At 69.8% G+C, this 18,145-nt stretch carries 17 protein-coding genes and 2 tRNA genes; 12 read left to right on the forward strand and 7 right to left on the reverse strand.

Annotated elements, in window-relative coordinates; all coding sequences use genetic code 11:
* Window positions 1-9: 9 nt before the first annotated feature.
* Together ACFQ6S_RS20825 and ACFQ6S_RS20830 are read right to left on the reverse strand one after the other, a co-directional pair.
* Entirely contained in the window at window positions 10-1,662 is a 1,653-nt protein-coding gene (locus ACFQ6S_RS20825) for an ATP-binding protein (protein WP_383411620.1), read from the reverse strand.
* Entirely contained in the window at window positions 1,659-2,399 is a 741-nt protein-coding gene (locus tag ACFQ6S_RS20830; RefSeq protein ID WP_041821748.1) for a response regulator transcription factor, read from the reverse strand. The genes ACFQ6S_RS20825 and ACFQ6S_RS20830 overlap by 4 nt, the downstream gene beginning before the upstream one ends.
* Window positions 2,400-3,302: 903 nt before the next feature.
* Here ACFQ6S_RS20830 and ACFQ6S_RS20835 point away from each other — a divergent pair.
* Window positions 3,303-3,989, forward strand: coding sequence for a peptidase inhibitor family I36 protein (locus tag ACFQ6S_RS20835; protein WP_383411624.1), 687 nt, complete (start codon window positions 3,303-3,305; stop codon window positions 3,987-3,989).
* Between the two features lie 91 nt (window positions 3,990-4,080).
* Window positions 4,081-4,515, forward strand: a complete 435-nt coding sequence (locus ACFQ6S_RS20840) for a hypothetical protein (protein ID WP_383411627.1) — start codon at window positions 4,081-4,083, stop codon at window positions 4,513-4,515.
* A 209-nt stretch (window positions 4,516-4,724) separates the two neighbouring features.
* Here the strand turns inward: ACFQ6S_RS20840 and ACFQ6S_RS20845 are convergent, their stop codons facing one another.
* Window positions 4,725-5,603, reverse strand: coding sequence for a DUF2797 domain-containing protein (locus ACFQ6S_RS20845; RefSeq protein ID WP_383411630.1), 879 nt, complete (start codon window positions 5,601-5,603; stop codon window positions 4,725-4,727).
* Window positions 5,604-5,642: 39 nt separating this feature from the next.
* Window positions 5,643-6,029 carry an HGxxPAAW family protein gene (locus tag ACFQ6S_RS20850; protein WP_383411633.1) on the reverse strand — a complete coding sequence of 129 codons (387 nt, stop codon included), beginning with the start codon at window positions 6,027-6,029 and terminating at the stop codon, window positions 5,643-5,645.
* A gap of 77 nt (window positions 6,030-6,106) precedes the next feature.
* Between ACFQ6S_RS20850 and ACFQ6S_RS20855 the strand changes: the two genes are divergently transcribed.
* On the forward strand, window positions 6,107-6,583 hold the full coding sequence (locus ACFQ6S_RS20855; protein ID WP_383411636.1) for a MarR family winged helix-turn-helix transcriptional regulator: 477 nt from the start codon (window positions 6,107-6,109) through the stop codon (window positions 6,581-6,583).
* Window positions 6,584-6,593: 10 nt separating this feature from the next.
* Here ACFQ6S_RS20855 and ACFQ6S_RS20860 read toward each other — a convergent pair whose 3' ends face one another.
* On the reverse strand, window positions 6,594-6,992 hold the full coding sequence (locus ACFQ6S_RS20860; protein WP_383411639.1) for a winged helix-turn-helix transcriptional regulator: 399 nt from the start codon (window positions 6,990-6,992) through the stop codon (window positions 6,594-6,596).
* A gap of 111 nt (window positions 6,993-7,103) precedes the next feature.
* Between ACFQ6S_RS20860 and ACFQ6S_RS20865 the strand changes: the two genes are divergently transcribed.
* The 8 genes from ACFQ6S_RS20865 (at window position 7,104) to ACFQ6S_RS20900 (ending at window position 16,618) form a co-directional block, all read left to right on the forward strand.
* Window positions 7,104-7,931, forward strand: a complete 828-nt coding sequence (locus ACFQ6S_RS20865; protein ID WP_383411641.1) for an NAD(P)H-binding protein — start codon at window positions 7,104-7,106, stop codon at window positions 7,929-7,931.
* A gap of 360 nt (window positions 7,932-8,291) precedes the next feature.
* The gene (locus ACFQ6S_RS20870; protein ID WP_383411644.1) at window positions 8,292-8,882 is read left to right on the forward strand and encodes a hypothetical protein; all 591 of its coding nucleotides are present in this window, start codon (window positions 8,292-8,294) and stop codon (window positions 8,880-8,882) included.
* A gap of 128 nt (window positions 8,883-9,010) precedes the next feature.
* On the forward strand, window positions 9,011-11,965 hold the full coding sequence (locus ACFQ6S_RS20875; protein WP_383411647.1) for a SpoIIE family protein phosphatase: 2,955 nt from the start codon (window positions 9,011-9,013) through the stop codon (window positions 11,963-11,965).
* A gap of 125 nt (window positions 11,966-12,090) precedes the next feature.
* Complete coding sequence (locus tag ACFQ6S_RS20880; protein WP_383411650.1) at window positions 12,091-12,924, forward strand: PP2C family protein-serine/threonine phosphatase; 834 nt, start codon at window positions 12,091-12,093, stop codon at window positions 12,922-12,924.
* Between the two features lie 5 nt (window positions 12,925-12,929).
* Window positions 12,930-13,964, forward strand: coding sequence for an MASE1 domain-containing protein (locus ACFQ6S_RS20885; protein ID WP_383411653.1), 1,035 nt, complete (start codon window positions 12,930-12,932; stop codon window positions 13,962-13,964).
* 279 nt (window positions 13,965-14,243) lie between these two features.
* Window positions 14,244-15,218: an SGNH/GDSL hydrolase family protein gene (locus ACFQ6S_RS20890; RefSeq protein ID WP_383411656.1), complete on the forward strand. Its 975-nt coding sequence runs from the start codon at window positions 14,244-14,246 to the stop codon at window positions 15,216-15,218.
* A gap of 327 nt (window positions 15,219-15,545) precedes the next feature.
* The gene (locus ACFQ6S_RS20895) at window positions 15,546-16,046 is read left to right on the forward strand and encodes a lamin tail domain-containing protein (RefSeq protein ID WP_383411659.1); all 501 of its coding nucleotides are present in this window, start codon (window positions 15,546-15,548) and stop codon (window positions 16,044-16,046) included.
* 221 nt (window positions 16,047-16,267) lie between these two features.
* Window positions 16,268-16,618, forward strand: a complete 351-nt coding sequence (locus tag ACFQ6S_RS20900; RefSeq protein ID WP_383411661.1) for a VOC family protein — start codon at window positions 16,268-16,270, stop codon at window positions 16,616-16,618.
* A 125-nt stretch (window positions 16,619-16,743) separates the two neighbouring features.
* Here ACFQ6S_RS20900 and ACFQ6S_RS20905 read toward each other — a convergent pair.
* Both ACFQ6S_RS20905 and ACFQ6S_RS20910 read right to left on the reverse strand, forming a co-directional pair.
* A tRNA-Arg gene (locus ACFQ6S_RS20905) sits at window positions 16,744-16,816 on the reverse strand.
* 220 nt (window positions 16,817-17,036) lie between these two features.
* Window positions 17,037-17,127: transfer RNA gene (locus tag ACFQ6S_RS20910), tRNA-Ser, on the reverse strand.
* 168 nt (window positions 17,128-17,295) lie between these two features.
* Here ACFQ6S_RS20910 and ACFQ6S_RS20915 point away from each other — a divergent pair.
* Entirely contained in the window at window positions 17,296-17,805 is a 510-nt protein-coding gene (locus tag ACFQ6S_RS20915; protein ID WP_383411662.1) for an SSI family serine proteinase inhibitor, read from the forward strand.
* The last annotated feature ends 340 nt before the right edge of the window (window positions 17,806-18,145 follow it).

Here is an 18,145-nt window from a genome sequence, read left to right on the forward strand (position 1 = left end):
CGACTTTCGTCAGGCGCCCTGTTCCACCCATGTGGTGACGCTGTGCTGTGCCTGTGAGTGCTGTTGCCAGCTCATCTCGGGGCTCGGCGGCGCGGGAAGGGCCGGCAGATGCACCGTGAACATGGTGTGTCCGGGCGCGCTGTCGACGGTCACGGCGCCACCGTGCGCGGTGGCCACGGCCTGCACAATGGCCAGGCCGAGGCCGGTCGAGCCGGTGGCACGGGAGCGCGCGGAGTCGCCGCGCGCGAACCTCTCGAAGACGTGCGGCAGCAGATCCGGCGGGATTCCCGGCCCGTTGTCCGCCACGTCCACGCACAGCCAGGGACCCCGCCGCTGAACACGGGCAGTGACCGTCGTGCCGGGCGGGGTGTGGTTGCGGGCGTTGCCGAGCAGGTTGACGAGGACCTGTTGCAGACGTGCCGCGTCCGCCGAGACGAGCGCGGGCTCGTCGGGCAGGTCGAGGCGCCAGTTGTGGTCCATGCCGGCCGCGCGCGCGTCGCTGATGGTGTCGACGACGAGCGGGATGAGGTCGGTCTGCTCGAACTGGAGGGGCCGTCCGGCGTCGAGCCGAGCGAGCAGCAGGAGGTCCTCGACGAGCAGGGTCATCCGCCCGGCCTCGGACTCGATACGGCCCAGCGCGTGCCGGGTGTCGGGCCCGACTTCCTCTCTGCCGCGTCTGGTCAGCTCGGCGTACCCGCGGATGGAGGCGAGGGGTGTGCGCAGCTCATGGCTGGCGTCGGCCACGAACTGCCGTACCCGCATCTCGCTCTGCTGGCGGGAGTGCAGGGCGGCGTGGACATGGTCGAGCATGCGATTGAGCGCGGCGCCGACCTGGCCGACCTCGGTGTGCGGGTCGGTCTCGGACTCGGGGACGCGTTCGCTGAGGTTGACCTCGCCGGTGTGGAGGGGGAGTTCGGAGACACGGGTCGCGGTGGTGGCGACTCGGCGGAGGGGGCGGGTGGCCACGCCGACGATCACCGTGCCGGCGATACCGGCGGCGACCAGGGCGGCGGCGGTGACGCTGGCTTCGATGAGGACGAGGGTGTTGAGGGTGTTGTCGACGTCGGTGGTCGGGATGGCGACGTAGTAGGTGCCGTTGGGGCCGCTGGCGTACTGGACGCGGTAGCCGCCGTAGCCGGGGATGTCGACCGTGTGCTTCTTGCCGTCCTGGGCGACGGCGCCCAGCGCCTGGGTCGCGGCCTCGGTGAGCGCCCCGGCCGTCATCTGGGGGACGCCGTTGTCGTCCCTGGTCTTGTCGCCGACCTTGGCCTCGGTGACGGAGCCGTTCTCGACCTTCGCCCCGATGGTGCCGCTAGGCTGCGGTCCCTTGGTGACGAAGTCGGTGAGGATGACCTCCTTGGGCTCCTTCTTGCCCTGGTCGTGCCCTGCGCCGTCCTGGGGCTGGTCCGGAGGCCGGAAAGCGCCGGACGCCCGGGCCGCGACCTCGCTGAGCTGACCGTCCAGCTGCTCGTACAGGTGGGTGCGCAGCGCGAGCGTCGTCACCGTACCGATCACCGCACACACCACGGCGATCAGCACCACGGATGCGACGACGAGCCGCGTCCGCAGCGTACGCGGCTGACCCTCCCCCACTCTCGACTTCGCTCGAGCGGGGGGACCCCCACGTCTCCTCTGCGCTCGCGGTCGTCGTCGCCCGCTCATGACGCCGCGGGCTTGATCAGATAACCGGCCCCACGCCGGGTGTGGATCATCGGCTCGCGACCGGCGTCGATCTTCCGGCGCAGATAGGAGATGTACAGCTCGACGACATTGGCCTGGCCGCCGAAGTCGTACGACCACACGCGGTCGAGTATCTGGGCCTTGCTGAGCACCCGCCGCGGGTTGCGCATGAGGAAGCGCAGCAACTCGAACTCGGTGGCGGTGAGGTGGATGTTGTCCCCGGCCCGCGAGACCTCGTGGCTGTCCTCGTCGAGCGTCAGGTCGCCGACGACGAGCACGGAGTCCGACCGCCGGTCGGCGGCGCCGGAACGCCGGATGAGCCCGCGCAGCCGGGCCACGACCTCCTCCAGGCTGAACGGCTTGGTGACGTAGTCGTCCCCGCCCGCGGTGAGCCCGGCGATACGGTCCTCGACGGCGTCCTTGGCCGTCAGGAACAGCACCGGCACGTCCGGGAGCTCCCGGCGCAGCCGCCCGAGGACGGTCAGGCCGTCCATGTCCGGCAGCATCATGTCCAGGACGACGGCGTCGGGCCGGAACTCGCGCGCGGTCTGGACGGCACCGGTGCCGTCTCCCGCGCTGCGGATCTGCCAGCCTTCATAGCGAAGGGCCATGGACAGCAGTTCGGTGATCGACAACTCGTCGTCCACCACAAGCACTCGGACGGGGCTCCCGTCCGGCCTCAGCAGTTCGGTGCGCCCCTGGGGCGAGGTCGTGGTCATAGCGGACACGATGTCGGGGTCCGCTTAGAACACGCTTTCCGCAACCTGTGATTTTCCTAAGAAACGCACAGGAGGCTCTCAGGGAGCACCTGGGAAGTCCTTGATCGAGAGCGCCCCGTTCCGGTGGAGCTGCTGAACCGGTAGTTGAGTTGCCACCGCACCCATCGCCCCGGCACGAGCCGAACCGCGAGGCCGCCGTGGCCTGGAGGGCAGCCGGAACAACGGCTCCACGCGCGTCTGGTCCTCAACTGTCCGTCTTTTTGCGGGAGTTGGACGCGTCGACCGTCTGGTTGAAGAGCCGTACTGATGGCAACGCGGGCCAGGAATGCGACCTCCATGATCCCTTTCACCCTGGTGCTACGCCCCGCTCCAGCCCATTTGGCCCCCGCGCAGCGCACAGCATTCGGCTGCGGCTTTAGGAAGCAGCCACTTCGGCACGAGCCTCGCAGATAGTGGCCGACGCGAATCAGGATGAACCGACCACGGGCGCCAAGACCCATAGCGCGTGCGGCGTGACTTCTTGTTCACGGCTAAACATTAGGCGCCGGTGTCGATCAGTGTGTTAGATTCCTTCCTGATTCCGATCATTCGCACTTCGGAGCCCCTCTGTGAGGCTTGAAAGCGGACCGGGGCATTCCGACCAAGTGCCCCAGCAAGGAATCGGAAGAGGAAAAAACGGGGGGATACATCTTGAGCGGAGATAGCTGCCGGAGTGGCCTTGACGGTTCGACTGAGAAGACGAATCACGGGCTGACATCTCGCACGCGACTTTAGTTTCCGCTGGCGCGTTCACCGTTCGGCGCAGCACTGATTGACGCCCGGTCGCTGGTTTATGACCAGATTCTCAGACGCGCCCATTCTCAAGATGTTTCCTATTGTGCACGAATAAAACAGGGGGTTTTCGTGCGTATACGCACCATGCTGACCATTGCGGCTGTCGGATCGATGGCGCTGACCGGCGTCACCGCCACTCCGTCTCTGGCCGCCGACGAACCGGGTGCCATACCCGATGTCGCCTCGGGTGTCCTCACACCCGAGGAGGAGGCGGAAGTCCACGCGGAGGCGGACCCCACCGACAAGGTGGACATGTACTACAAGGGCGAGAAAGTGGACCCGGCGTCCGGCTGGAACGGTGCTGAGGTCTGTGCGGAGGTGTCGGAGGACGGCACGATGCAGTGCTTCGACAGCAACACCGAGGCCAACAGATACCTCGCCGCCCATGCACCGACAGCGGAGACCCGGGCCGGAGCCAAGCAGGCCTTGACCGCCCGGAAGTACCAGGACTGCCCCAGTAACTACGTCTGCCTCTGGCAGGACTCGAACTACACCGGCAGACGACTGCAGTGGCCCACCTACGACACGGCCAAGACTCGCCACCTCGACCAGTACTCGCCGTCTTTCCGGGACAAGGCCACATCCGCCTTCGTAAACCGTCCGCAGCGCGGAGTCGAGCTGTACGACTTCCGGACGGGAATGCTCGACCCTCATCTGTTCCTGGGGGCGGGGTACAGCCTGTACAAGAACTTCAAGGACATCGATTACACCTACGGCGGCAATTGGAATGACAAGGTTGACGCCATCAAGTTCTGATTCAGCCATCTGACCAGTACCGGCACTCCGGACTCGGGGTGCCGGTACTCTGACATCTCGTATCCAGCCCAAGCCTGCGACGGAGACCCCTGTGAAGCGCACCCCCCACACCGCTGCCATTCTCGCACTCGGTGCCGTCCTGATAGCCGGAACTGCGGCCTGCAGCACCGAAAGCGCTGCGAAACCCGACAAGATCGGAGTCGCGGAAACGCTGCCCACCGACCCGGATGAGGGGCAGTCGAAGAAGAATGCCAGGGAATTTCGGTCCTGGGTCGACGAACATGGAACCGCTCAGCAGAAGGAAGCGGCCGGACGGGTCCAGCGCATCATCGGCGAGTGGAACGAAAAGACGGGAAACGCCTACATCTCCACTGACATCAACGGCGGGAAGACCCAGGTGAAGGACCCCCAGGCGACTGCCACCGCCATCGTCAAGGCCTTCGCCGACTGGAAGGACTCCGACCAAGGGTATGCGTCGATCTATGACGTCTTCGGCAACGCCGTGATCACCAATTACAAATTCTGACGACACGTCGGCCATCGTGCCACCGCGGAGGCCCGCCCGTGATCTGTCAGAGACCCTGTGGAGTGATCGACAGGGCCTCTGGGTATCGCCCTGACGGCAGTGCATAACGGCAACCGCCCCGCAGGGCGGGCGTGGTTCAACGCGGATCGCCTTTCGTGAAGGTCCACGTCCGACCAGCGCAGCCCCAGCCGCCGGACGGGGAGCTGCGATCAGAACAGCCCGTCCTGCACGCCTACTTCCTCGCCCCTGAACTCCCTTACCGGCAGTGCGTTCTCAATGCCCCTAGCGGCAGGCACCAGCTCCCACCCCGTCATCAGCCGCGTATCGACCACGACCACCCCACCCCCCGTCTCCACATGCAGATCCGGCCCCGCCGCCGCGATCAATCGCCCGCTCACCGCCCCGCCCGCCACGAGCTCGGTCACCGCCCCCACAGCGTCCGGCAGACCCTCGAGCCCGAACACCCCCGCGTGATCGACCGGTTGGCAGGGCTCGCGAGCAAGGGACTCGGGCCAGCCCTCCAGTGCCACCGCCCGTGCGTGCAGGTCCGCCACCTCCGCCGCCCGCTCCACCGCCGACACCGGCAGCGCGGAACGCACGGCGCGCTTGGCGGCGTACGGAATCCGGTCCGGCACCCGCAGGGCCGCCCGCAGCAGCTCCTCCGTGCGCCGCGCCGCCATCAGCGGTCCGGCGCCCAGCCAGGTGAAACAGACCGCGCCCTGCTCCAGCAGCCGCGCCGAGCCGCGCTCAAGGGCGGTGATGCCGACCTTGGTCATGCCGGGGCCGAACCAGGCCAGATATACGTGGTACGGCCGCGGGTCGTCCGCGATCGTGTCGGCGGCCACCGAGTGCGCCCGGTCCAGCCGCGCGCACTCCTCGCACCGCGCCCCCGTGCTCCGCCCCGGCACGACCGCCCGCACCGGACACGCATGCCCCCGCGCTCCCACGCATGTCCGCACTCCCCCTTCCGCAACCCCGAAGGCCACCCGCTTCCCCCAGGTCAGCGCGGAGCGCCGACCGCCGTCCCACGCCAGCTCGGGGCCATCGGCCGACCAGCGCAGCCCCTTGCATCTCCATGCCTGTGCCATCGCTCGTCGAGCCTAGGGGCTGCCACTGACAACGCCGCTTCAGCGACCTGCCTCGGCGACAGCGGGCTCGGCGACAGCGGGCTCGCGCTCGCCGGTCACGGCGACCACGTCGGACGCCACCACGGCCGTACGCCTGCCACGCCCCGCGAGCCGGCACCCCCAGCAGTCCGGATGCCCGTCCCGCGCCGTCAGGTCGCGCGCCCCCATCGGCCACTGCCCACGCGGCCGCACGCCCGGAGGCTTGCCCCAACCGGTCAGGTGCAGGGCCCAGGTGACAAGGACGCTCGCCGCCAGGATCCCTAGCCCGCCTCCGATCAGCACGGCCGAGACCATGCATGTCCCCGCCCCCAGCACGGCGGTGCCGATCGTCGCGATCGCCGTTCCGGTCCACCCCGCGACCGTGTGCCCCTCGTCATACTGGCTCACGTGCCCACCTCCCAGAATCACTCACTTCGTAAGAAGTTTAGGCACTAAATCTCTCACAAGCTAAGGTAATCAGGAAGATGCAAGCCAAGCCGCGCCCCTCCGCCTCCCCGGCCCAGGCACTGTCCGCGATGGACCACCTCATCGCGACGTCGATGGTCGGGCAGCAGGAGATCGCCGCGCAGGTCGGCCTCAACGTCACGGACCTCACCTGCTTCGCCTACGTCCTCGAGGCCGGCGAGAACCTGCTCACGGCCGGCGACCTGGCGGCGCGCGCCCACGTCACCACGGGCGCGGTGACCGGCATCCTCAACCGCCTGGAGCGCGCGGGTTACGTCACCCGCCGCCCCGACCCCGCGGACCGCCGCCGGGTGCGCGTGGCCGCGCAGCCGGACGCGGAAGCCCGCATCCGTGAGATCTACGAGCCGTACTACGCCCGGCTGATGGACCTCTTCGGGGACTACTCCGCCGAGGAGATCGCCGTCCTGACCGACTGGTTCACCCGCGCCAGCGCGCTGGCGGCGGACTATCTGGAGGAGCACTGCCGCACCGACTGACGCGCCGGGCTCAGCGGCCGCGGTCGCCCTCGCGTCCGTCGTACGCCACCCGCGCGCACTCCACCTCGCCCAGATGGACGGACCACTCCGACAGCGCGGCGAACAACGGCGCCAGGCTGCGCCCCAGTTCACTGATCTCGTACTCCACCCGCGGCGGGACCTCGGCGTGATAGGTGCGCACCACCAGCCCGTCGCGCTCCAACTGCCGCAGCCGCTGGGTCATCACCTTCGGCGTGATCGTGGCGATACGGCGCTCCAGTTCGACGAAGCGCTGCCGGCCGTGCTCGTGGAGCGCCCACAGGATGGGCGTGGTCCAGCGGCTGAAGACGATGTCGACGACGGGTGCGATCGGGCAGGCGTTCTCCGGATCGCCGCCGCGCGGGGCCTTGCTGCCTGTGTCCTCAGTCACAACTCCCCCTGCTCGCCAATACTTTCCTCTAGGTACCTACTACCCCCAGAACAGTAGCGTCGCCGTACGAGATCCGAACTGCGAGATCCGAACTCGGAACGGAGACCGATCATGATCGTGGTGACCGGAGCAACGGGCAATGTCGGACGGCCACTTGTGCGGGCCCTCGTCGAGGCCGGCGAGCAGGTGACGGCGGTCTCCCGCCGCGTCTCCGCAGGGGACGTTCCGGCGGGGACCCGCCACCACCAGGCCGACCTGATCGACCCCGACCGTCTGAAGCCCACGCTCGCCGGGGCCAAGGCCCTGTTCCTGCTGACCTCCGGCGACTTCATGGCGGCCGGCGGCGACCTCGGTCCCGTCCTGGACGTCGCGGGGGAATCGGGCGTCCGGCGTGTGGTCCTGCTGTCGTCCCAAGGCGTCGGCACGGGCGACCACCCCTCGGCGCTGGAGGACGCCGTCAGGGCATCCGGACCGGAGTGGACGATGCTGCGTCCCGGCGGCTTCCACTCCAACGCCCTCCACTGGGCCGACATGGTCCGCGCGCGCCGCGAGGTGGCCGCCCCCTTCGGCGACGTGGCGCTGCCGACCGTCGACCCCGCCGACATCGCGGAGGTCGCGGCGCACGCCCTGCGCGAGCCGGGACACGACGGCGAGGTCTACGAGCTCACCGGCCCCGCGCCCGTCTCGCCCCGGCAGCAGACGGCCGCGATCGGGGACGCCCTTGGAGAGACGGTGAACTTCCTCGAACTGACCCGCGCGCAGGCCCGGGAGCACATGCTGCACGCCATGCCCGAGCCGGTCGTCGAGAGCACGCTCGACCTGCTGGGCACCCCGCCGGCCGCGCTGCGAGCGGTGAGCCCGGACGTGGAACGGGTCCTCGGGCGACCGGCCCGTACGTTCGCGGAGTGGGCGGGCCGGAATGCGGGGGCCTTCAAGTAGGGGGTGGGTGGCTCAAGTAAGCGGCGGAACGGGCTCGGTGGTGGGTGGCTCAAGTAAGCCGCGGAACGGGCTCGGTGGTGGGTGCCCAGCGGTCGAGCAGGCGGCTCGGTGGTGGGTGCCGGCGGCCGAGCGGGCGGCTCGCATGGTGGAGCCTGCCCCACCATCGATCCGGTAGACCGCTCCATCGTTTCCGCCTTCGGACAACGGCATCGTTGGCCTCGGCCGCTCCCGGCCGAAGCCCACGCGATCGCGGCTGAAACCCGATCGACACCGGCTGAAGCCGGCCTGAGGCCGCGCTGAAGCCGTGCCGGGATGAGCTGAATCCCGCAGAGGATGCCGCTCGCCCGGAAGGAAACCGCCATGGAGTCGCAGCGCCTGTCGCAGCCGAGCACCCCTGAGCCGGGACCCGCGCAGGTGGACCCCGCCGGGCCGAGCCAGGCGCGCCCCGGCCCCCTCTCCTCGTTCGCCCGGTTCGTGGTGTGCGGCGGCGGGGTCGGACTGCTCTCCAGCGCGGCCGTACCGATGATGGCCGCGGCAATGCCCTGGGCGGTCGCGAACGCCCTGGTCACCGTCGTCGGCACGCTTCTGTGCACCGAGTTGCACGCCCTGTTCACCTTCGGCACCGGCCGACGACCCGGCTGGCGCCGCCACCTGCAGTCCTCGGGGTCGGCCGTCGCCGCCTATCTGGCGACCAGCGCCGCGATGCTCGTCCTGTACGCCGTGCAGCCGGCGCCCGGGATGGTCTGGGAACAGGGCGTCTACCTCACCGCCTCCGGGCTGGCCGGCATCGGGCGGTTCCTGGTCCTGCGGCTGTTCGTGTTCGCCGAGCGGCGGCAGGGGAAGGCGGGCGCGCCCGCCCCGGCCCGGTCCCGCGCCGCCCTGTCCGCCGGCCGCGCCGGCACCGGCCCCCGGCACCCCGCGTACTCCGCGATGGTCCCGTCCGCCGTATAGCCGTCGGCCCCGCCCTCAACTCGACGACACATTCCGCCTGTTGACGCCCGGTCGAGCGTCCGCGCAAGGCAGGTAAGGATCTTGGGATCCAGCGAATCGGTTGAGCCCGGAACGGTAAGGTCCGCAGCATGAACGCTCGGCTGGCACTGCTCGGCACGGTGGCCCCCGGTGTCGCGGGTAGCGAGGTCTTCCGGCTGGCTCTCCAGCACGCGGTGGGCGAGCTGGGTGCGCTGGGCGGCATGATCCATCTCCGCGGCCCGATGTCCGCGCTGCGCCTGGTGTCGACGACCGGGCTCCCGCCCGCCCTCACCCGCTCCTGGGAGATCGTCGACCAGGAGCTGCCGCTGGCCCCGGCCCGCGCGCTGCGCGAGGGCAACGGCGTCTGGGTCCCGCTCAGTCCGGCCGGTGCGGCCGACATCCCGGACGCCGCCTGGCCCGGCACCGGCCTCGCCGCACTGCCGCTGTACACCGGCAACCGCGGCACCGGCGCCCTCAGCGTCCTGATGGGCGACCAGGGCGAACCGAGCCCCGAGCACTGGGAGTTCCTGCGCGCCGTCATCGCCTGGACCGAGGACCGCATGGCGCAGGCACCGCCGACCAGCGGTCCCACCCGGCCGGGGCCGAACGGCGTGCGCCAGCGCCAGGCCCTGAAGGAGGTCAGTGTCGGCTCCTGGGACTGGAACATCCGGACCGGCGAACTGCTCTGGGACGAGGCGGCCCTGGAGCTGTACGGCACCCGGCCGGAGGACTACGTCGGCCAGGTCGAGAACTGGATGAGATGCGTCCACCCCGACGACCTCCCGCCGACCCTGGTGCTGGTGGACCGGGCGATTCGGGAGCACGGCGTCTTCGAGGCCGAGTACCGGGTGCGCAAACTCAACGGCACATGGGGCTGGACCCAGGCCCGCGCCAGAGCGACGTACGACGACAACGGCGAGCCCCTGCGGATGATAGGCGTGGGCTGGGACAGCACCGAGCCCCGCTCCGCTCGTGACGCGCTCAGCCGTGCCCTGCGCCATATGAGCGACGGCTTCCTCGCGATGGACGACGACTGGCGGATCACCTTCGCCAACCTGGAGGCCGAACGCACCCTGGGCTTCTCCGAGGAGGAGCTCTTCGGCTGTCTGCTGTGGGACCTGCCCGCCGCCGAGCAGGTGCCGGGCCTGGAGATCCGCTGCCGGCAGGCGGCCGCCGCGGAGAAGTCGGTCAGTTTCGACGTACGGCTGCCGAACGGTCGGCTGTGCCACCTCCGGCTGGTTCCGGGCCCCGACGGCCGCACGATCTACTTCACCGACGTCACCGAGAGGCGGCGGCTGGAGGAGGAGCGCCGGTCCGCCGAGCGGGCCGCCGTCGAACGGGCCGCCCGGATAGGCGAGTTGACGGCCGCCCTCGCCAAGGCGACGACCTCGACGGATGTGGTGGACGCGGTCGCCAGCGGGGTGCTGCCGCCGTTCGAGGCGACCGGTCTGGTGGTGCAGACCGTGGAGGGCGACCGGCTGCACACCGTCGGCTCCGTCGGCTACCCGGACGACATCCTCGCCGTGCTCGACGGCCGTGAGCGTACGCAGCCCAGCCCGATGTGGGACGCGATCCTGGCCGGCGCGCCTCTGTTCCTGTCCACCCCGCGCGAGTTCGCCGCCCGCTACCCCGACCTGGCCGACCTGCCCGCCCGCGCCGACAAACAGGCCTGGGCGCTGCTTCCGCTGACGGCCTCGGACCACACCTTCGGCATCTGCGCGGTCACCTTCGACCACCCGCGCCGCCTCACCGACGAGGAGCGCACCCTGCTGACCGCGACCAGCGCCCTGGTCGCCCAGGCCCTGGAACGGGCCCGTCTCTTCGACGCCGAGCACACCCGCTCCCGCGAGCTCCAGCGCAGCCTGCTCCCCCGGGACCTGCCCGTCGTCCCCGCCTGCACGGCCGCCGCCCGCTATCTTCCGGCCGGCCAGGGCATGGACGTCGGGGGCGACTGGTACGACATCATCCCGCTGTCGGGCGGCCAGGTGGCCCTGGTCGTCGGCGACGTCATGGGCCATGGCCTGCCGGAGGCGGCCACCATGGGCCGGCTGCGCACGGCCGTCCACACGCTGGCCGACCTCGAACTGCCGCCCGACGAGATCATGAACCACCTCAACGACATCGTCGGCGCCATGGGCGAGGAGTCGTACGTGACGTGTCTGTACGCGCTCTACGACTCCACGACCCGCGTCTGCTCCATCGCACGGGCGGGCCATCCACCGCCGGCCCTGCTCCACCCCGACGGCACGGTCGTCTTCCCGGCCCTGACGGCCGACCCGCCCCTGGGCGCTGCCGAGCCCCCCTTCGAGACGACGGAGATCCCGGTCCCCGAGGGCAGTGTGCTGGTGCTGTACACCGACGGCCTCGTGGAGTCCGCCAAGCGCGAGATGGACGAGGGCATGGCGGCGCTGTCCGACGTACTGCGCACCGCGCACGCGGACGGCACGGCGACGGACCTGGACCACCTCTGCGAGAGGGTCACCTCCGCCCTGCTCCCCGCCGACCAGCAGGCGGCCGACGACGCGGCCGTCCTCCTGGCCCGTCTGCACGCGCTGCCCGACTCCCGCATGGCCGCGTGGCCCCTGCCCAAGGACCCCAGGGCGGCGGGCCAGGCCCGCGCACTGATCCGCGAGCAGCTGGCGGCCTGGGGCCTGGAGTCCCTCACCTCCACCACCGAGCTCCTGGCCAGCGAACTCGTCGGCAACGTCATCCGGCACGCCAAGGGCCCGCTGCGCCTACGGCTGCTGTACGGCGCCGACCTCATCTGCGAGGTCTTCGACGGCAGCCTGACAATGCCGCGCATACGCCGGGCCACGGAGACGGACGAGGGGGGCCGGGGGCTCCAGCTGATCACCGCGCTGTCGCAGCGCTGGGGGACCCGGTACACACCGACCGGCAAGTGCATCTGGACGGAACAGGCGCTGCAGACAAAGCCCGGCGCGGTACGGGACACCCACGACGATCCGGTGCCCGACCCGCTGGAGCGAGTGTTCCTGAGCCTGCCGGGGCTGGGGGAGGACTTCGACGGGGACCTGGACGCGCTGGCGTTCGGCGACCACGACTGAACCGGGTCGCGACCTGGGGTGATCCCGGGACAGGAAGACTCTCCCGCCATCGCGGTACCGTAAGAGCGCCACTTCTGTGACACATGCCGCATATGGCGCTCCGCGCGAACCCGGGGTGTGATGCCATGGCCCGTCGCCGCACCGATTCGGCCGGTGCCACCAGAGAGCTGCTGAAAGAGCTCGGGGATCTCACCGGCCGGATACTGGACCAGATCAAGCTCCAGCAGGCGCGCGTGGAGCTCGCCGCCGCGCTACAGCGCCAGATGCTCGCGGCCGAGCTGCCCGCCGTGCCCTGGCTGCGGGCGGCGGGACGGTACACGCCCGCACGCGTCGGGCTGGACATCGGCGGCGACTGGTACGACGGCTTCCAGCTGCCGGACGGCTCGATGGGCTTCGCGATCGGGGACGTCCAGGGCCACGATGTCGAGGCCGCGGCCCACATGGGGCAGGTGCGCACCTGTCTGCGCGCCGTCGCGACCTCCACCACGGACCCGGCGGAGGTGCTGCGGCGCACCAACGACCTGCTCGTCGCGATGGCGTCCGAGCTCTTCGTGACCTGCTCCTTCCTGCGCTTCGACCCGGCCACCAAGGAGCTCTGCGACGCCCGCGCCGGGCACGTCCCGGCCGTCTGGGCCACGACCGGCGGCCGCTGCGAGATCGTCCTGAACGAAGGCGGACTGCCGCTGGGCATCCACGCCGGCGAGGACTACCCGTCGTCGCGCCGACGGCTGACCGACACGGGCGCGTTCGTGCTGCTCACCGACGGCGTGGTGGAGGGCCCCTCCTATCCGATCGACGACGGGCTGAAGAAGGTGGCTGAACTGGTCGCCGACGCCTGCCGCACCGACCCCGACGAACTGGCCGCCGAGGTGATCAAGGTGGCGGACCTCACCGGCCACAGCGACGACGCCGCGGTCCTCGTGCTGCGCTACGGCGAGGACGACGGCGACGGAGGGTGAACGCCATGCACGTACTGGTCGCCCCCCAGGCACCGCGCGAGACCGGCGGCCCACAGCTCCGGCTGCGGCGGTACGCCGTCGTGGGACTGCAGCTGGCCGCGGTGACGGCCGCCTACTACGGCAGCGCCAAGCTCGGCCTGGAGCAGCAACTGGTACGAGGGCAGGTCACGCCGTTCTGGCCGCCCACCGGCATCGCGCTCGTCGCCCTGCTGCTGTGGGGCATGCGGATGTGGCCGGCCATCGCCGCCGGGGCCTTCCTGGTGAACGTGACGCTGGGACCGTCGCTCCTCCCCGTGATCGCCATCGCGGCGAGCAACACGATCGCCCCGGTCTGCGCCTGCCTCCTCCTGCGGCGGGTGAATTTCCGCCCGGCCCTGGACCGGCTCCAGGACGCCCTGGCCCTGGTGTTCCTGGGGGCGCTGGTCGGGATGCTGATCAGCGCGACGATCGGCACCGGTGTGCTGGTGGCCTCCAACGCCCTGGCGGCCGACGACTTCTGGCCGACCTGGTCGGTTTGGTGGACGGGCGACGCGGTGGGGATCCTCATCATCGCGCCCCTCCTGCTGGCGGCACGCACGATACGACGGCCGGACGGCGTGAACGTCCTGCGCTGGGTCGAGGCGGCGGCCCTGGTGGCCGGCACGACAGCGGCCTCCCTCTTTGTCACCCGCAGCTCCCTCAACCTCCTCTTCCTGGTCGTCCCCTTCCTCATCTGGGCGGCCTTCCGCTTCCAGCTCCCCGGCGCCGCGCCCTGCGCGCTGATCGCCTCCGTCGTGGCGATCACCGCCGGCGCGGCCGACGCGGGCCCGTTCTCCGGCCAGGACCTGCTCGCCAAGATGGTCATCCTCCAGGCCTTCAACGGCACCGTGGCCCTGACCTCCCTCCTTCTCTCGGCCACCGTCGCCGAACGCAACCAGACGGTCCGGGCCCTGAGAGAAGCCTGCGAACGCCTCTCGGAGGCCCTCTCCCAACTGGTCCCGGACCGGACGATGGATCATCGACCGACTTTCCGGCTGGAAAAACACGAGGACCGCAAGTAGACGATCGCGAACAGGACAGCTCGCAAGGCCTGTCTCGCCGGCGTGCCTTGCGCGGGTCGACCAGAAACCTGTCTTGACCGCTCATATCCCGCATCGAGTCGGCCGGATGGCGGTTGCGTGTGATCGTCACATCGAACTCACCCATCCAGAACTCGCCTGTTGCGATCCCGGCACACCCCTCAGCCGCACCGAATGTGACTGTCCGCATTGGATCTAGTGCTTTAAGTGACGAGCTTCATAGGGTCAAAGCGACGCCAACACCGTATCCCTGGAGGATTCGTGGCAAGCTTCCGCACCCGTCTGGCCCTGCTCACCTCGGCCACGGCTCTCACCTCAGGCGCTCTCGCTCCCGTTCAACTGGCCGGAGCGCAACCCGCCGCCGCGGCGTCCTACGACTGGGTCGCCCTGGGTGACTCCTACACCGCCGGCGTCATCCAGGCCGCGGGCGACACCTTCGAAGTCCCCCGCGACGGCTGCGAGCGCACCGACCAGTCCTACCCCCAGGTCATCGACCGCGACCTCGGCGGGCTCATCGAGCTGACCAACGTCAGCTGCGGCGGCGCCACGATCGAGGACGTCACCTTCAGGGCCCAGGAACCGCTCGGCCGCCACCTGCCCCCCTTCTCCGAGGACCCCGACTACCCGTTCCCCCCGGTACCGCCCCAGTCCGAGGCGGTGGGCCCCGGCACCGATGTGGTCACCGTCGGGGCGGCCGCCAACACCCTCGGGATCGCCGACATCCTGCGCACCTGCCTGGAGTTGGGCTCGGGAAGCGGCGGCGTGGGCACCCCGTGCCGGGACGACCTGGCCGACGACATCCCCGCCAAGCTGACCAAGGTGAGCAAGGACTACGACGAGATGCTCGCCGTGCTCCACGAACGGGCCCCGCACGCCAAGATCCTGGCCGTCGGCTACCCCACGGTCATCCCCGAGGACACCACCAAGTGCCGCTACAACGACCTGGAACAATTCGGGCCGATCACCCAGGGCGACCTGGACTGGCTGCGCCAGGACGTCGTGGAACCCCTCAACAACGCCATCGAGAAATCGGCCGGCACCCTCGACGCCGCCGGCTTCGTCAACCTCTACGACTCCACCCGGAACCACAGCGTCTGCGACGCCGGCAAGTGGGTCGACGGCCTCTACACCAGCCTCCCTTACCAACTGGCCTTCGTGCACCCCAACGCCAGGGGCCACCGCAACGCCGCCGACCACGTCGCATCGGCGATCCTGAACAGCATCGGCGTGGACTGACCGAACCAATCGGCAATCCGCTGTTACTCACTTTCGGGTGATGACCCGATCCCCGCGAGGTGGCGCACCGCGGTGGTGAGACGTCACAGCCCAACGCCCGCAAGGCCTCTCGACCTGTCAGCGCGTCAAGACAGAGCCCTGCACCGCATAAGTGGGCATTGCATCCGAGAGTCATAGAAATATGGGCAACAAGTAACAGAGGTGACGTCTTCTCCTGAAGTCCTCCACGACGTGGACAAAGTGTGCGTGCGGCCAGCCGGCCGCCACCACACACCGCACCGACTCCCCGGGAGCCCGCTCCGGCCTCTCGGGGAAGGTGTCCGCACCATGGGAGACCCCTTGTCCGCTTCCGCATCTGTCAGCGCCCGCCGTCTCGCCGCCGCCGCGCTCGCCGCCGGCGCCCTGGTCTCGGTGGCCACACTGCCGGCGTCCGCCGCCGACCACTCCCGCCCCGAGCGGCCGAAGGTGAAGATCTCGGACGTCCAGTACGACTCCCCGGGACGTGAGGACCGCTCCAACCGCTCCCTGAACCGGGAATGGGTGGAAATCACCAACACCACCCGCCACACCGTCAACCTCGACGGCTGGACCCTCGAGGACGAGGACGGAAACACCTACACCTTCGACCACTACCGCCTGGAAGGCCGCGCCACGGTCCGCGTCCACACCGGCTTCGGCCGCGACACCGACAGCGACCTGTACCAGGACAGCCGCCACTACGTCTGGGACAACCGCTCCGACACCGCCACCCTCCGCAACGACCGCGGACGCTTCATCGACGACAAGTCCTGGGGCAACGACCGCCACCACGGCGGCTACCGCCGCTGACCCCCACACCACACGGGTGAACTGAAACGCACCCCCCGCCCCGACAAGCCACTGGCGCGCCCGGCCTCCCCACAACCGGGCGCGCCTCACGCCGCCCTGGGTGTCTGTTGGCATTCAACCCGGTCGCCGCGTCATCGAACCCGGTCGAAGATCCACTTGGCCTTGGCGTGCCAGGATGCCGGGGACACGACTGCCGGCACGTCGATGGACAGGAGCCAGCCATGATCAGCGGTGCACATGTCATCCTCTACAGCCAGGACGCCGAGGCGGACCGTGCCTTCATCCGTGACGTCCTCGACTTTCCCGGGGTCGACGCGGGCGGCGGCTGGCTCATCTTCAAGCTGCCCCCGGCCGAAGTCGCCGTGCACCCGACCGATGGCCCGCCCCAGCACGAGTTCTACCTGATGTGCGACGACCTTGATTCCCAGCTCGCCGAGTTCCGCGCGAAGGGCGTCGAGATCTCCCGCCCGGTCAGCGAACAGCGCTGGGGCAAACTGACTGCGATCCGACTCCCCAGCGGCGCCGAACTCCCGCTGTACGAACCGCTGCACCCCATCGCCCACAGCCTGTGACCTCACCCTCCCGATGCCTGTGCTCAGCTTCAGTCGGCGGTTGATGGGGCCTCCGCCAGCCGCGTTGATGTCACCGCTCATGCCAAAGGCCCGTTGGGATGATCCCAACGGGCCTTTGACCTGTGTGCACTCGGCAGGATTCGAACCTGCAACCTTCTGATCCGTAGTCAGATGCTCTATCCGTTAAGCTACGAGTGCTTGTTCTGTTTTCCCGCCGCTCCCGGCCCTTCCGGCCCGCTCGCGGCGACAGGAAGAACATTACATGACTGCCGCCGCCATGTGAAATCCGTTTGCCGCACCCCTTGTGAGCTGCGGAAACGCCCGGAAACAGCCCTCGGCGGCCGACATGGCAGAGCGGTGAGCTCGGTCACAGAACAGCGAAGCCCCGGTCCAGGGACCGGGGCTTCGTGATCAGGCGCGGAGGCGGAGGGATTTGAACCCTCGATGGGCTTTAAGGCCCAAACCGCATTAGCAGTGCGGCGCCATAGACCGGACTAGGCGACGCCTCCAGCACAGCCGCTCGCGCGAGCGCGAGTGGTGCGTGCAGATGATGACACAGTCGAGCGTGCTGTCACCAATCGACTCCCACGGTACTAGGCGGACAGGTCGCAGGGCAAAGCCCTTCCCGGCGTGCTTCGAGGGCGCAACGTCCGAGGGTGTGCGGCGTTAGTCAGGTCATGTTGCAGGTCAACCGTTCCGCCCGGACCGGGCGCCTTCGCCGGGTGCTCCTCGGCGCCACCGGCTCCCTCGTCGCCGTCGGCCTCACCTCCGCCGCGCCCGCCTCCGCGTCCCCCCAGGCCGCACCCGCGCTCGCCGTCCCGTCCCTCCAGGCCCCGGACCGCGCCGGCGACCACCTCACCGTCACCGTCCGCGACGCGGGCTCAGGTGCCGACGCGATCCACGAGCTGATCTGCCATCCGACCGGCGGCGACCACCCTGACGCCGCCGACGCCTGTGCCGTACTCGATCGCGGCACCCGCTGGGGCAAGGACACCTTCGCTCCCGTACCGCAGGACAGCCTCTGCACCATGCAGTACGGCGGATCCGCCACCGCCCAGATCACCGGGACCTGGGCCGGGCGCCCCGTCGACGCGCGCTACGACCGCAGCAACGGGTGCGAGATCGCGCGGTGGGACCGGCTCGTGCCGCTGCTTCCCGATCTGCGGGTGGAAGGGCGGCCGGCGTAGGCGCATGCTCGGGGCCGACGGGCCTCGGGTACCGCCCCGGGCTGGGGTGCGGTCCGCCGTGGGCATCCCGCGTCGCCCGTCGCACAGGCTTTCCATACCGGACGTACCGGGTCCGCAAAAGTCCCGCGAAGGTCTCGCGAAGCCTGAATGGACACGGGGCGGACGTGGGAAGGACGACGCCGCAGGCGGTCATACGTTCTGGGTCACTTCGTCGTGCGACCTCCCTCTCATCCGGCGTCGCGAGCGCAACCTCAACCCTTAGACTCCCTCGCGTGACACGCTGCGGACCGATTGGCAAGATGGCCCGAGCGGTCGGCAAGGTGCGGTAACAGGGAGGAAG

Source organism: Streptomyces sp. NPDC056479, from assembly GCF_042795335.1.
In the GTDB taxonomy this organism is placed as follows: Bacteria; Actinomycetota; Actinomycetes; order Streptomycetales; family Streptomycetaceae; genus Streptomyces.